Origin of the sequence: Azospirillum lipoferum (assembly GCF_024170005.1) — a bacterium.
In the GTDB taxonomy this organism is placed as follows: Bacteria; Pseudomonadota; Alphaproteobacteria; order Azospirillales; family Azospirillaceae; genus Azospirillum; species Azospirillum lipoferum.
The window spans coordinates 14,856-28,573 of sequence record NZ_JALJXJ010000012.1 but is presented as its reverse complement, the minus strand read 5'-3'; the positions used below and the strand labels follow the sequence as shown (position 1 = coordinate 28,573).

The 13,718-nt window shown below is 67.7% G+C and carries 12 protein-coding genes; 8 read left to right on the top strand and 4 right to left on the bottom strand.

Annotated elements, in window-relative coordinates; translation table 11 throughout:
- Positions 1-49: 49 nt before the first annotated feature.
- Genes J2848_RS25050 through J2848_RS25025 form a run of 6 tightly spaced genes read left to right on the top strand, consistent with a single transcriptional unit; the run spans position 50 to position 6,664 of the window.
- Positions 50-709: a hypothetical protein gene (locus J2848_RS25050; protein ID WP_211103322.1), complete on the top strand. Its 660-nt coding sequence runs from the start codon at positions 50-52 to the stop codon at positions 707-709.
- Positions 706-2,127: a GAF domain-containing protein gene (locus J2848_RS25045; protein ID WP_149234899.1), complete on the top strand. Its 1,422-nt coding sequence runs from the start codon at positions 706-708 to the stop codon at positions 2,125-2,127. The genes J2848_RS25050 and J2848_RS25045 overlap by 4 nt, the downstream gene beginning before the upstream one ends.
- The gene (locus tag J2848_RS25040) at positions 2,124-3,263 is read left to right on the top strand and encodes a hypothetical protein (protein WP_149234898.1); all 1,140 of its coding nucleotides are present in this window, start codon (positions 2,124-2,126) and stop codon (positions 3,261-3,263) included. Before J2848_RS25045 ends, J2848_RS25040 begins: the two co-directional genes overlap by 4 nt.
- Positions 3,260-4,828, top strand: a complete 1,569-nt coding sequence (pelF, locus tag J2848_RS25035) for a GT4 family glycosyltransferase PelF (protein ID WP_149234897.1) — start codon at positions 3,260-3,262, stop codon at positions 4,826-4,828. The genes J2848_RS25040 and pelF overlap by 4 nt, the downstream gene beginning before the upstream one ends.
- Position 4,829: 1 nt before the next feature.
- Positions 4,830-6,209 (top strand): exopolysaccharide Pel transporter PelG, encoded by a 1,380-nt coding sequence (gene pelG, locus J2848_RS25030; protein WP_149234896.1) that lies wholly within the window; start codon positions 4,830-4,832, stop codon positions 6,207-6,209.
- Positions 6,206-6,664, top strand: a complete 459-nt coding sequence (locus J2848_RS25025) for a hypothetical protein (protein WP_149234895.1) — start codon at positions 6,206-6,208, stop codon at positions 6,662-6,664. The genes pelG and J2848_RS25025 overlap by 4 nt, the downstream gene beginning before the upstream one ends.
- 69 nt (positions 6,665-6,733) lie before the next feature.
- On the opposite strand, the gene J2848_RS25020 is transcribed toward J2848_RS25025, so the two are convergent.
- Positions 6,734-7,849, bottom strand: coding sequence for a hypothetical protein (locus tag J2848_RS25020; RefSeq protein ID WP_149234894.1), 1,116 nt, complete (start codon positions 7,847-7,849; stop codon positions 6,734-6,736).
- Between the two features lie 530 nt (positions 7,850-8,379).
- Between J2848_RS25020 and J2848_RS25015 the strand changes: the two genes are divergently transcribed.
- The gene (locus tag J2848_RS25015; protein WP_149234893.1) at positions 8,380-9,762 is read left to right on the top strand and encodes a YcjX family GTP-binding protein; all 1,383 of its coding nucleotides are present in this window, start codon (positions 8,380-8,382) and stop codon (positions 9,760-9,762) included.
- On the top strand, positions 9,759-10,775 hold the full coding sequence (locus tag J2848_RS25010) for a TIGR01620 family protein (protein WP_149234892.1): 1,017 nt from the start codon (positions 9,759-9,761) through the stop codon (positions 10,773-10,775). The genes J2848_RS25015 and J2848_RS25010 overlap by 4 nt, the downstream gene beginning before the upstream one ends.
- Before the next feature lie 7 nt (positions 10,776-10,782).
- On the opposite strand, the gene J2848_RS25005 is transcribed toward J2848_RS25010, so the two are convergent.
- The 3 genes from J2848_RS25005 to J2848_RS24995 all read right to left on the bottom strand — a co-directional run bounded on the left by J2848_RS25005 (position 10,783) and on the right by J2848_RS24995 (position 13,707).
- Entirely contained in the window at positions 10,783-11,313 is a 531-nt protein-coding gene (locus tag J2848_RS25005; protein WP_149234891.1) for an arsenate reductase ArsC, read from the bottom strand.
- 129 nt (positions 11,314-11,442) lie between these two features.
- Entirely contained in the window at positions 11,443-12,141 is a 699-nt protein-coding gene (locus tag J2848_RS25000; RefSeq protein WP_149234890.1) for a pirin family protein, read from the bottom strand.
- Between the two features lie 117 nt (positions 12,142-12,258).
- A complete protein-coding gene (locus J2848_RS24995) occupies positions 12,259-13,707 on the bottom strand; it encodes an ATP-binding protein (RefSeq protein ID WP_149234889.1) in 1,449 nt (482 codons plus the stop codon).
- Between the last annotated feature and the right edge of the window lie 11 nt (positions 13,708-13,718).

Genomic DNA, 13,718 nt, shown 5'->3' with positions numbered 1-13,718 from the left:
AGAGATGCGGCAGACGGGTGCGGGGATGATGGGCAAGGACTTTCGGTGCTTGGCAACGCTGCTGGCGGCGGGCCTGCTGCTGGCGGGGTGCAGCTTCGGCCGGATCAACAGCCGCGACTTCGCCCAGCAGGGTGCTGCGCTGCCGGCCGGCTCGACCGTCGCCGTCCTGCCGTTCGAGAACCTGACCAACCACCCCAACGCCGGCCAGATCGCCGCCGACATCGTCTCCACCGAGCTGTACGGCGTCGAGGGCATCCGCACGGTGGAGGTCGGCCGCGTCCGCAGCCGCCTGTCCGCCGCCAAACCCGCGCCTGACAGCGTTACCGCGACCGATGGGCAGCCCGACGCCGCCCCGCTGGACGCGCAGGCCGCCGGCCGGGCGCTGGGGGTGGATGCGGTGCTGGCCGGCAGTGTGTCGGAATACGGCTACCAGCATGGGCTGCGCGAGGAGCCGGTGGTCGGGCTGAACGCCCGGCTGGTCCGCACCTCCGACGGCGCTGTGCTGTGGACTTCCAGCCAGTCGGAGGCCGGCCGCGGCTATTTCAGCCGCGACAGCGTCAACAACGTCGCCCAGCGCGTGGTGACCCGCATGATCGACAGCCTGCGCCCGGTGGTCGCCGCCGCTCCCATTCCGGCCGCGGCCTCCGGGGGCGCCCCGGCCGAACGCGCGCCCGACAGCGACTATCCCAACGATTCGCACCGCGAATGAGCACGCTCGAGTCCAGCCCCGCTCCGGCCCCCGCTCCGGCCCCCGCTCCGGCATCGCCGCGCCGCTGGTTCGGCCTGCGGCCGGTCGCCCTGCTGGAGCTGCTGCTGTTCTTCGGCATAGCACTGGGGCTGGACGGCTGGCTTGGCGCCGGGCTGCGCTTCGAGGGGGTGCAGCCGCATCCCTTCTGGATCCCGGTCCTGCTGCTGGCGATCCAGTACGGCACCAACGAGGGCGTGCTGGCGGCGCTGGCGGCCTCGGCGGCGCTGCGGTTCGGCAACATGCCCGATGCCGGGATCGGCCAGGACCTCTACGACCATCTTTTCACCCTGACGCGCGAGCCGATCCTGTGGCTGGTCGCCGCCGTGCTGTTCGGCGAACTGCGCATGCGCCAACTGCGCGAGCGCGAGGAGCTGCGTGCCGGCCTCGCCACCGCCCGGCAGGAGGCGGAGGCGATCGCCCGTTCCTACCGCGCGCTGAAAACGGTGAAGGAAAGCCTGGAAACCCGCGTCGCCGGCCAGCTGCGCACCGTCTTCACCCTCTATCAGGCCGCCAAATCCATCGACCATCTCGACGAGGGCGAGGTGATGCTGGGCATCGCCGACCTCGTCCGCACCGTCATGAAGCCGGAGAAATTCTCGCTGTTCCTGCTGAACAACGACGTTCTGGAATCGGTGACGAACGAGGGCTGGGACGACGAGACCGACAGCTACGCCCGCTGGTTCGACAGCGGCACCGGCCTGTTCGAGACCGTCATCGCCCGCCAGCGCCAGCTCTGCGTCAACCGGGCCGACGACGAGCGCATCCTGGCCGGCGAAGGCGTGATCGCCGGCCCGCTGATCAGCAGCGACACCGGCGAGGTGGTCGGCATGGTGAAGATCGAAAGCCTCGGCTTCACCGACCTCAGCGTCAACACGGTCGAGAATTTCCGCATCCTGTGCGAATGGATCGGCACCGCGCTGGCCAAGGCGCGCCAGTACCGCACCGCCAACGAACAGCGCGTCTTCACCGACGAGGCGCTCTACTCCTCCAGCTACATCGGCCGGCAGGCGGAGTTCCTGGCGCTGCTTGGCCGCCGCATGGGGTTCGAGACCACCGCCATCACCATCCGCCCCACCGGCCTGTCGCGTCTGTCGGTCGCCCAGCGCGCCGATCTTGCCGCCGCCATCGGCGAGGCGGTGCGCGGCAGCCTGCGCGACACCGACCTCGCCTGCGATTTCGGTCATCAGGGCACGTCCTTCGGCGTGGTCCTGGCCGGCACGCCGCTGGAGGGCGCCAAACAGGTGGAGGCGAAGCTGGAACGCGCGGTGCGCGAGGCGCTGCCCGCCGGCCTGACCAACATCCCCATCGGCTTCGTCACCCGCCGCATCGACCCGCCGGCCCCGGTTTCCGGACAAAAGGCGGAAGAGGGGGCGGGATGAGCGGGTCAACGCCAAATCTTCCCGATGCCGATAGCCTGCTGGCCGGCGACCGTCCGGCCGCCGGCACGGCCGAACTGGTGGTGGTGACGCTGGCCGCCGGTCTGCTCGACGGCGGAGCGCTGGCGCTCGGCCTGCCGGCAACTCCCTTCGCCGTTTCCTTCGCGGTTCCGCTTGCCGCGGCGCTGCATCTGCTGCTCTGCACCCTGGTCGGGCTGTGGCTGCGCAGCCGGGCGCGGCGTGGGCGCGACCTGCGGCTGGCCGGGCTGCTGCTGGTCACGCTGGTGCCGCTGGGTCCGCTGGGCGCCGCCTGCACGCTGGTGACCACGGCGCTGCTGGCGCTGTTCAGCCGCTATGCCACCGGCTTCCAGGACTGGTACCTCTCCCTCTTCCCCGAAAGCGAGACCGGCCCGGCGCAGGAGTTGTACGAGCTGATCGTGACCGGCCGCGAGAACGCCCATCTGGTGGCCGGCGAATCCTTCACCGACGTGATGTCGGTCGGCTCGCCGCAGCAGAAGCAGGCGGTGATCGCCCTGGTCGCCCGCCATTTCCGCCCCGCCTTCACCCCCGCCCTGAAGGCCGGGCTGGCCGATACCGACCCGTCCGTCCGCGTCCAGGCCGCCACCGCCACCGCGCGGGTGGAGCATGAGTTCAACGAACGCTGGCTGACGCTCGACCGTGCCGCCCGCGCCCATCCCGACCATGCGGATTCCCTCGCCGCGCTGGCCCGCCATCTCGACGATTACGCCTTCTGCGGCCTGCTGGACTCCAACCGGGAGGCCGAGATCCGCGACAAGGCGCTGGACGGCTACCGCCGCAGCCTGGACCTCGCCCCCGAGGACGACGGCATCCGCCATGACCTGGGCCGGCTGCTCCTGCGCTGCGGGTTGGCGGGCGAGGCGGCGGACCGGCTGGCGCCGATGATCGACCGTACGCCCGACCGTCGCATCCTGTTCTGGTATGCCGAGAGCCTGTTCCGGCTCGGCCGCTTTGCCGATCTGCGCGCATTGCCGCTGCGCCGGCCCGACCTGCTGGGCGGCGAAGCGGATCTGCCCGACACGTTGCGCGACGTGTTCGCCCTCTGGCGCGACGACATCGCCGCCGACGCGGACCATGCCAGGACGGAGCTGGCCGCATGAGCCCGTCCCTGCCCCCAAAACCTCTCCCCGAGGCTCCCCAGGCTCCGAGGGCCGATGTCTGCCTGCTGATGGAGGGCTCCTATCCCTATGTCGCCGGCGGCGTGTCGACCTGGACCCATGACCTGATCCGGTCCCACTCCGACCTGAGCTTCCACATCGTCGCCCTGGTCGCCGACCGTAGCGCGCGGAAGCTCGCCTACGAATTGCCGCCCAACGTCACCGGCCTGACCCATGTCTATCTCCAGGACCCGCCCGCCGGCTGGCGCTGGCAGCCCGGCACCGGCCGGCTGCTGAGGGATCTGGAACAGCCGCTCGCCCGCTTGCAGCAGGGGGGAGGGCTGGCCGAGGTGGCGGAGGTTCTGCGGTTGCTGGCCCCACGCCGCGGCCGGATCGGCAAGCGGGCTCTGCTGAATTCCGAGGACGCCTTCCGGATGGTGGTGCGCATGTGCAGGGCCGCCCTGCCGGACGCCTCCTTCCTCGAATATTTCTGGGGCAGCCGCGCGCTGATGAGCGGGCTGTTCGCCACGCTGCTGGTGCCGATGCCGCAAGCGTCCGTCTACCATGCCATCTCCACCGGCTATGCCGGGCTGTTCGCCGCGCGGGCGCGGCTGGAAACCGGCCGGCCGGCCCTGCTGACCGAACACGGCATCTACACCAACGAACGGCGCATCGAGATCCTGATGGCCGAATGGCTGTTCGAGGGCGCCGACACCTCGCTGGCGCTCGACAAGAAGAAGCGCGACCTGCGCGATCTGTGGCTGGACACCTTCGCCAGCTATTCCAAGGCCTGTTACGACGCCTGCGACCGCATCATCACCTTGTACGGCGGAAACCAGGAGTTCCAGCGCCGCCAGGGCGCCGATCCGGCCAGGCTGATGATCGTGCCCAATGGCATCGACTATGCCGGCTATTCCCAGGTGCGGCGCGACCCGGCGCCGCGCCCGCCGACCATTGCCCTGATCGGCCGCGTCGTGCCGATCAAGGACGTGAAGACCTATATCCGCGCCGCCGGCATCCTGCGCGAGGACATCCCCGACCTGAAGGCGATGATCCTGGGACCGCTGGAGGAGGATCCCGGCTATGTCGAGGAATGCCGGACCATCGTGAAGCATCTGGGGCTGGAGCAGACGGTGATCTTCGCCGGCCGGGTCAGGCTGACCGACTGGCTGGGCAAGGTCGACGCCATCGCGCTGACCAGCGTCAGCGAGGCGCAGCCCCTGGTGATCCTGGAGGCCGGGGCATCCGGCGTGCCGACGGTGGCGACCGATGTCGGCTCCTGCTCCGAACTGCTGATGGGCCGCCCGGACGAGGTTCCGCCGCTGGGGCCGGGCGGGGCGGTGACGCCGCTGGCCAGCCCGCTCGACACCGCGCGGGAACTGCGCGCCCTGCTGCTCGACCGTGCGTGGCGCGAGCGCTGTGGCCAGGCCATCGCCCGGCGCGTCGCCCAGTCCTACGACAAGGTCGCCATCGACCGCATCTATCGCGCGATCTATGACGAGCACATCGCCATGCCGACCCGGCCGACGCATGATCAGCAGGACTTCCAACTGAGCGGGGCCGCCTGAGATGGCCGGCATCGGCTTCGCCCTTCGCCGGCTGGCACGGCGCGACGACCTGCTGGGCGTGTTGCAGGGCTATGCCCATTCCGCCTTCATCACGTCCGGACCCTGGATGTTCACCATCCTGGCGCTGGCCGGCATCACGCTGTTCGGACGCGATCTGGTGGGGGTGGAGGAGCTGACGCTGTTCCGCGTCGTGGTGATTTATAATTTCTGCTTCTCGGTCGTCTTCACCGGGCCGCTGGTGCTGGTCGCCACCCGCTATCTCGCCGACGCCATCTACGCCAAGGAGGTTGAGGCCGCACCCGGCATGCTGCTGGCGACGCTGGGGCTGGCCTATGCCATCGCCGGGTTGACCGCCGGCCCCTTCTATCCGCTGTTCAGTGGCCTGCCGCTGCCGGTGATGCTGGGCGGGCTGGTGAACTTCTTCCTGGTCTGCGGCATCTGGGTGGTGTCGATCTTCCTGTCGGCGTTGAAGGACTATCTGGCGGTCACCGTTGCCTTCGGCGTCGGCATGACCACCGGCATGGTCGGCGCCGTGCTGCTGGGCGACCGGTTTGGTGCGGCGGGGATGGTCTGGGGCTTCTCATCCGGGCTGGCGGCGATCCAGTTCGGGCTGATCGCGCGGGTGCTGGCCGAATATCCCTATCCGGTCGGCCGGATGTTCGCCTTCCTCGGGTATTTCCGCAAATATGCCGATCTGGCGCTGATCGGCCTGTTCGCCAACGCCGCCGTCTGGACCGACAAGTGGATCATGTGGTTCGCGCCGGAACGCGAGCTGGTCTCCGGCGCGATGGCGATCTACAGCGCCTATGACGGCGCCATGTTCATCGCCTATCTGACGACCCTGCCGGCGCTGACCCTGTTCACGGTGAACATCGAGACCCGTTTCTTCGAGCATTACCAGGGCTTCTACCGCGACATCCAGAAGCACGCGACCTATGACCAGATCGCCCGCAACCACCGCGCCATCATCGCCGCCCTGCTCGACAGCAGCCGCAACCTGATCATCCTGCAAGGGGCGGTCTGCGCCGTCAGCATCTTCCTGGCCCCGGCCATCGTCGGCGTCCTCGGCTTGCAGTACCAGCAGATCGGCATGTTCCGCTTCGGCGTGCTGGGCGCCTTCTTCCAGGTGCTGTTCCTGTTCTGCACGGTGATCCTGGCCTATTTCGACCTGCGGGCGCGGAACCTGACGGTGCAGCTGGTCTATCTGGTTGCCAACGGCGGCTTCACCCTGCTGTTCAGCCGCATGGGCTTCCCCTGGTACGGCTACGGCTATTTCCTCGCCTCGCTGCTGGCCTTCGCGGTGGCCTATCTGATGGTGGCGGACGCCGTGCGCCGGCTGCCCTATTTCGCCTTCGTCGCCAACAACCCGTCGGTGCGATGATCCGCCGCCTCGCCGCCCTGCTGTTGACCATCCTGATGGTTCCGGCCGCCGGGGCGCAGGAGGTTCTGCGCACCGACCGCACCGAACCCGGCCATCTGCGCCCGCCCTTCCGCGCCTACGAACCCCCGCCACCCGGCCACGAGCCGCGCCTGCGCCGTACCGAAAGCCGCGCGGTCTACAAGCTGCCGCAGGGTTTGAAGGGCTTCGCCACATTGGACCGCACCCTGTCGCACCTGTGCCAGCGCGGCGCCTTCCTGCAACAGATCGACGGCCTCTATTGGGCGGCGACGCCGGACTATCGCTACGGCGTCGCCTTCTCCGGCGGCGCCAACCTGATCGACCCGCAGAACCGCCGCCAGCCCGGCAAGACCTATTTCTTCCGCAACCAGGACAGCCGCTGCGAGGTCTGGATCGGCGATCAGGCGAAGCTGATGCCGCACTATATCGGTGGGTGATGACGGTTCAGGGGCTTTCGGCAATCGGCGGAACCCGGTGATCAAACCCCGGTGATCAAACCCCGGTAATCAAACCATGGTATCGGTCCGGCCGGTCCCGCTTTCCTGTCCCGCGACTTGGCCGCGGTCCTTCAGTGCTTTGGTCAAAGCCGCCAGAGTGGCATCGCTGCCGTTCGTGCCGAACTGCGACGACGTGCTCTGCACGCCAAGCATTCCCTGCCGATCCGGCGTCTTTTCGGCATTCGCCTTCAGCAATGCCAACATTGGGTCGTTTTCCGGCGATTTCTTGGCGGGGGCGGCCAGTGCTTCCAATTTCGTATCCGCCTGTGGTGCTGTAGTCCGGGAAGCACCCTGCACTTCTTTTGGTGATGTTGGCGAACTCGCGGTCGTACTTGCGGCCGTATTGCCGGAAGGTGTTTTTCGCACGCCGCTCAGATCAATGTCGCTGACGGCTGCTTTGGCGGCGTTCGCATAGACCGGCGAATCGAAACCGAGGTCAATCAGTTTGCTCAATGATGCGGTATCGGACTTGGAGAAAAAATCACCGTCTCCCTCATCAGAAAAGAGGGCTGAATTTTTTAAATCTCTTGCGGATCTGGCGATATAGCTTTGATCCTGCCCATAGTTTATAGGGCTGAAATCGCCATTCTCTTCCTTAAAATTATATTCATAACTCTGCAGGGAATCCATCATATATTTAGTTTCAGCCGCTGAGGCGGTAGTATCTTCTGCCCCGGCGGCGCCAAGATTCTTCATGAGTTTGGCCGCGCCATCCATAAACCGCATTTGCCTATTGTAATTATCCTCCCTCGCATCGATGGCCGACGCCTTGGTCCCGCCATCGTCTTCCCATAACTTGTTCATGTACCGATTTCGCACGGCTTCTTTCCCGATGGCCCGGAGGCCGCCGACAACGTCCTCAGCCGTCATGACCCCGGCCTTGACGTACCCTTCCAGCATGCCGCGCGCCTTGCTGTCCAATTTCTCGAAGACCTTGGCGGCAACACCGGTCAGGGCCTTGCCAAGCGGACTGACATCCACACTGTCCGTCCCTTGTGTCGACGGCGGCGAAAAGGCGGTCGTGACGAGACTTTTGCCTGCGCCGTCTGCTTTGTTCACCGGCTTCCATGGCCCGGCCTGGGTGGCGGATGCGGTCGAAAACAGGCTGTTCGCATGGAGAGACATGATGGTCTCCTGAGTTTAACGGTCAGGCAGGCGGAAAATGAGGGTGGACGGAATCCACAGCAAAATCGATGCAAGAATCACACATTAATTCTCTTTAATAAACTGTTAAACTCCCGCACTGCATCCAGAAAATGTTATTGCTTCGAAATCTATGCATCTATTGGTCAGGGCTTTGCTGCCTCTTCCTCCTCGGCGTGCTCAAGTGTCCTTGCGTGATTCCAAACCACTGCAGCGGCTTGACTTTGGTCCTGCCGGGGCAGTCGATGATGCGTGTATCCGGAATGCCTGGCGAGAGCGGAGGATTCATCCTGACGTTTTTCATCCCGCCGTTACCCGCTCCCCCCATCCATGATACGAATGACCGCTGGTCCCCACCCGCGGAGGTTCTTGCCGATGCCGCCCGGATTGAACAGTGAACACACACCCGGAAACTGTTTCACGCTGTTCCAGACGTCGCATCCGGCCCCCTCGCATCCCGCCCGGCCGACCCCATATAGGGCCGGTCATCGGCCAGACGTGAACGACCGCCCGTGCGCATTCCCGACCTGAACAGCCTGTACGATGCCGGCAGCCGGCTTCTTCTGGAATCGACGGTGCGCGTCGGCGTCACCGGGCTGCGGCGGGCGGGCAAGACCGTCTTCGTCACCGCCCTCGTCGACAACCTTCTGAAGGCCGGGCGGCTGCCCTTCATGGATGTCGTGTCCTCCGGCCGCTTCCAGGCGGCGCGGCTGCGGCCCCAGCCCGATCCCGATGTGCCGCGCTTCGATTTCGAAGGCCATCTCGCCGCCCTGACCGGCCCTGATCCCCATTGGCCGGAGCCGACGCGCGGCATCGGCCAGATGCGCGTTTCCCTGCGCTACCGCCCGGATTCGGCGCTGAAGCGCACGGTGCAGCCGCTGGCGACGCTCAATCTCGACCTCGTCGATTATCCCGGCGAATGGCTGCTCGACCTGCCGTTGCTGCGCCAGAGCTTCGCGGAATGGAGCACCCAGACCCTGGAACTCGCCGCCCGCCCGCCGCGCGACGCGCTGTCCGCCTCCTGGCGCGGCTGGCTCGCCACCGTCGACCCGTCCGCACCGGCGGAGGAGGAGACGGCCCGGCGGGGTGCGGCGCTCTACACCGACTATCTCCACGCCTGCCGCCGCGCCGACACGCTGCTCAGCCTGATCCAGCCCGGCCGCTTCGTCGAGCCCGGCGACATGAAGGACGCGCCGCTGCTGACCTTCTGTCCGCTGCACGGGAGCCAGCGTGCCCGCGGCAGCCTGTGGGCGCTGATGGAGGAGCGGTACGAGGCCTACAAGACCAATGTCGTCCGCCGTTTCTTCGCCGAGCATTTCTCCCGGCTCGACCGCCAGATCGTGCTGATCGACGTGCTGGGCGCGCTGAACGCCGGCCCGGCCGGGATGGCCGACATGAAGCGGGCGCTGGAACTGAGCCTGGAGCCCTTCCGCCACGGTGCGTCGGGCTGGTTCGACTGGCTGTTCGGCAGCAAGATCGACCGCGTGCTGTTCGCCGCCACCAAGGCCGACCACATCGCCGCCCACCAGCATGCCCAGCTGCGGGCATTGCTCGACCGGCTGGTCGGCGACGCCCGCAACGCCATCCGCTTCGAAGGCGCCCAGGTCGAGACCATGGCCATCGCCGCGCTGAAATGCACCGAAAGCGTGGTGACCGAGCATGAAGGCCGCCAGCTGCGCTGTGTGCGCGGCGTCCCCGTCGGGCGCGACCGTCCGACCGTGCTGTTCCCCGGCGAGATCCCGGAGGATGCGGAGGCCTTCCCTCCCGGCCGCGACCGTCCCTACAATTTCCTGGCCTTCCGTCCGCCCGACGACCTCGGCCGCGATCCGCGCGGCCTGCCGCACATCCGCGTCGATCAGGCCCTGCAATTCCTTCTCGGGGATTACCTGACGTGACGGAGCACGACACCCGCAAAGCTCCGAAGGGCTGGGTCCCGCCGATGGAGCTGGACCTCGACCGCGCCGCCCCGGTGCCGGCGGAGGAGGAATCCGCCCTGCTGACCGGCTCCGGCGATCCCGCCGATCTGCTGCCGGCCCCCGCTACCCCGGTGCGGACAACGCGCAGGCTCGGGCGCTGGCTGTTCGGGGCGCTGGCGGCGCTGGTCCTGGTGGCGCTGGGCTTCGACACCGCCGATCTGCTGGCCCGCGCCTTCGCCACCAGCCTCGCGCTGGGCGTGCTGGTCGCCTTGCTGGCCGCCACCGCCGGTATCGCAGCCCTGGCGATGCTGGTGACCGAACTGCTGTCGCTTCGCCGCCTGCGCCGGATCGAGGAACTGCGCGCCGAGGCCGGCCGGCTGGAGGTGGAGGCGCCCGGTGGCCGGGCCGACCGCTTCGCCGGATCGCTGGTGGCGCTCTATGCCGACCGGCGGGAGCTGGCACCGGCGCTGGCCCGCGTGCGCGACCATGTCACCGACGCCCATGACGAGCATGAGGTGGTCCGGCTTCTCGACCGCGAGGTGCTGAGCCCGCTCGACCGCGCCGCCTATCAGCGGGTTCTGCGCGCCTCGCGCGACACTGCCATCGCCACGGCCCTGAGCCCGGCGGCTCTGCTGGATTTCGCGGTGGTCCTTTGGCGCAACCTGAAGCTGGTGCGCGAGATCGCCGCCCTCTATGGCGCCCGGCCCGGCTATGTCGGCTCGCTCCGGCTCTTGCGCCGGATGCTTGCCAACATCGCCGTCGCCGGGGTGGCGGAGAGCGCCCACCATGTGGCGGTGGAGGCGCTGGGCGGGTCGCTCGCCGCGGCCATTTCCACGCGGATGGGGCAGGGGGTGATCAACGGCCTGCTGACCGCGCGGGTCGGGCTGACCGCCATGCACCTGTGCCGTCCCATCGCCTTCGGCCCCGAAAACCGCCCCAGCCTCAACCGCATCAGGAAGGAACTGCTGTCGTTGCCAAAACAAGTCCTGTGACGTGACCTCAGGCGTCGGCCATCACGTCCGTTTCCGATCCACGGACGGTGCCGATGGCATGCAGCGAGCTTTGCAGGGTCAGCCGGTCCAGCTGTTCCACCCGCAGGCTGGCGAAGATCTTGATGCGGCTTTCCAATTCCACATAGGCGCGGCGGAAGGCCATGCGGATGCGGTCCTCCGTCCCGGTGGCGGCGGACGGATCCTCGACACCCCAATGGGCGACCAGCGGCGCACCGTTCCACACCGGGCACATCTCCCCCGCCGCCTGGTCGCAGACTGTGAAGACGAAATCCAGCGCCGGGGCGTCGGGCCGGGAGAACTCGTCCCAGCTCTTGGAGCGCAGACCGTCGGTCGGCAGGTTGAAGGCCTTCAGCGTCGCCAGGGTATGCGGGTTGATCTGGCCGGCCGGGTGGCTGCCGGCGGACCACGCGTTGAAGCGGCCGGCGCCCCACCGGCGCATCAGGCATTCCGCCATGATGCTGCGCGCCGAATTGTGGGTGCAGAGAAACAGGGCGTTGTAGGTTTTCTGCTCGGTCATCGCCAACCCCAGGGTTCGGCCCGCCGGCAGGGAGTCGGCGGGAACGGGACGGCGGCACTCTGCCGTCTGCCCCGCTCCCGGTTCAAATCAAGCTTTTATGTCAAGCCTGACACCTCAGGCCCAACTGTATCAGGCGAGGTCGAAGACCAGCACTTCGGCCTCGTCCGCGCGGTCCAGAGTCACCGCCTCCTCATCCGTCAGCGCGGCGCCATCGCCGGCCTTCAGCATCGTGCCGTTCAGATGGACCCGGCCGCGGGCGACCTGGACCCAGGCATGGCGGCCGGGGCGAAGCGGCAGCGTGGCGCTTTCCTCGCCGTCCAGCAGGGCGGCATACAGGTCGACATCCTGGTGGATGGTGACGCTGCCATCGCGCCCATCACGCGACCCGACCAGCTTCAGCGTGCCGCGCTTCTGCTCGGCCGGGAAATCCGCCTGCTGGTAGCCGGGCGCCAGGTTGTTGGCTTCCGGCAGGATCCAGATCTGGAGGAAATGTACCGGCTCGGTGTCCGACGCATTGTACTCGCTGTGGCGGATGCCGCGGCCGGCGCTCATCACCTGAACCTCGCCCGGACGGATCACCGACCCGGTGCCGATGGAGTCCTTATGCTCCAGCGCGCCGTTCAGCACGTAGGAGACGATCTCCATATTGGCGTGCCCATGGGTGGGGAAGCCGGCGCCGGGGATCACCCGGTCCTCGTTGATGACGCGCAGGGCGCGGAAGCCCATGTAGCCGGGATTGAAATAATGGCCGAACGAGAAGCTGTGGTTGCTGTTCAGCCAACCCATGTTGGCGACCCCACGCTCGTCGCGATGGCGAATGGTGATCATGATGGAACCCTCCGTGCCGTTGGGCTGTGTCGTTGTCTGGAGGGGAATTTGGCACCGGACGGCATTTCGAACAATCCAGCAGGATCACATCAGATCGTTGCTTTCAGGGCGACAATCTCAGCCCACCAACGGCACTCCCACTGCGAACACGGTCCCGCGCCCTTCCGCCGAACGCACCGTCACCGGATGGCCCAGCAGCCGGGCGAGACGCTCGACGATGGCGAGGCCCAGCCCGATGCCCTCGCTGCGGTCGCGGTCGGGACGGTCGAGCTGGACGAACTCCTTGAAGATGCGCTGGCGGTCGGGCTCGGCGATGCCGCGGCCGGTGTCGTAGACCTCGATCCACAGCGTATCGCCGCGGGTCCGGCAGCCGACCAGGACGCCGCCGGTCTCGGTATAGCGGATGGCGTTGGCGATCAGGTTGCGGACGATGCGCTCCAGCAGGGCGGGATCGCTGCGCACCACCGCGTTGGTCGGGATGGCGCGCAGCCGCAGCCCCTTCGCCTCCGCCTGTCCGGCGAACTCCGCCTCCAACTGGCCGAACAGGGGGGAGAGCGGCAGGTCCGCCGGCTTCGGCGTCACCACCCCCGATTCCAGCTTGGAGATGTCGAGGATGGCGTTCAGCAGGTCGCGCATCGACCGCTGCGCCGCCTTCAGGTCGGTCAGCAGGGCCGCCGCCTTCGTGCTCTGCGGCTGGCGCTCCAGCATGCCGGTGAACATGCCGATGGCCTGGAGGGGTTGTTGCAGATCGTGACTGGCATGGGCGAGGAAACGGGACTTGGCGCGGTGGGCCTGCTCCGCCGCGGTCTTGGCGGCGTGCAGTTCGGCCGTCCGTTCACGCACCTGCTGTTCCAGCGTGGCATTTGCCCGCTCGATGGTTTCGGCCATGCGCAGGATCTCGGTGAATTGGCGGCGCACCTGCCGGGTCATCGGCCGGAAGATGGCCAGCGCCTCCACCGCCAGGATCAGCAGGGTTGCCAGCAGTACCGCCAGCCCCAGCCGGTGCAGGGTCAGAAAGCCCGCCTCGCCCTCCTCCTGGTAAAGGGCGACCATTTCCTCCAGCCGATCCAGCAGTGGGCCGAGCGCCTGTGCGGTGATGCGGCCGGCCTCGGCAGGGTCCGGTGGCTGGCCGGCCGCTGCGGCCGCGATGACGCGGCGCAGGGCGGCGATATGCTCGGTCACCACCGGGTCCAGCGGATCGGGGCCGCTGTGGAACAGGTCCTGCGGTGGTGGCCCCAGCGGCGGGCCCTCCTCCGGCCCGGCCCGGCCGCTCAGGCGCCGGTGAGCCGCTTCGAACATGTTGGTGGCGTCATCCAGCCGCCGGGCGAGGTCGACGCGCACTGCCGGGTCGGTCGCACTCCTCAGCTGCTCCATCAGCAGCGCCGTCCGCTGCGACAGCATGCGTTGCCGGCCGGAGACGTTGACGACCTCCAGCATGCGCTCGTGCTGGCCGATCACCCGCTCGGTCATGACGAAGCCGGCCAGCGTGCCCAGCGCGATCAGCGTCAGCGCCAGGGCATAGCGTACGGTCATCCAGCGGGCCGTCGTCGTGCCGATCGGTATCATGCGCTCGCCCT

Bases quoted from the DNA above. Each gene is read 5' to 3' on its own strand.
- J2848_RS25020 (WP_149234894.1), bottom strand. From the start codon at position 7,849: ATGTCTCTCCATGCGAACAGCCTGTTTTCGACCGCATCCGCCACCCAG.
- pelG (WP_149234896.1), top strand. From the start codon at position 4,830: ATGGCCGGCATCGGCTTCGCCCTTCGCCGGCTGGCACGGCGCGACGAC.
- J2848_RS25005 (WP_149234891.1), bottom strand. From the start codon at position 11,313: ATGACCGAGCAGAAAACCTACAACGCCCTGTTTCTCTGCACCCACAAT.
- pelF (WP_149234897.1), top strand. From the start codon at position 3,260: ATGAGCCCGTCCCTGCCCCCAAAACCTCTCCCCGAGGCTCCCCAGGCT.
- J2848_RS24995 (WP_149234889.1), bottom strand. From the start codon at position 13,707: ATGATACCGATCGGCACGACGACGGCCCGCTGGATGACCGTACGCTAT.
- J2848_RS25045 (WP_149234899.1), top strand. From the start codon at position 706: ATGAGCACGCTCGAGTCCAGCCCCGCTCCGGCCCCCGCTCCGGCCCCC.
- J2848_RS25000 (WP_149234890.1), bottom strand. From the start codon at position 12,141: ATGATCACCATTCGCCATCGCGACGAGCGTGGGGTCGCCAACATGGGT.
- J2848_RS25025 (WP_149234895.1), top strand. From the start codon at position 6,206: ATGATCCGCCGCCTCGCCGCCCTGCTGTTGACCATCCTGATGGTTCCG.
- J2848_RS25040 (WP_149234898.1), top strand. From the start codon at position 2,124: ATGAGCGGGTCAACGCCAAATCTTCCCGATGCCGATAGCCTGCTGGCC.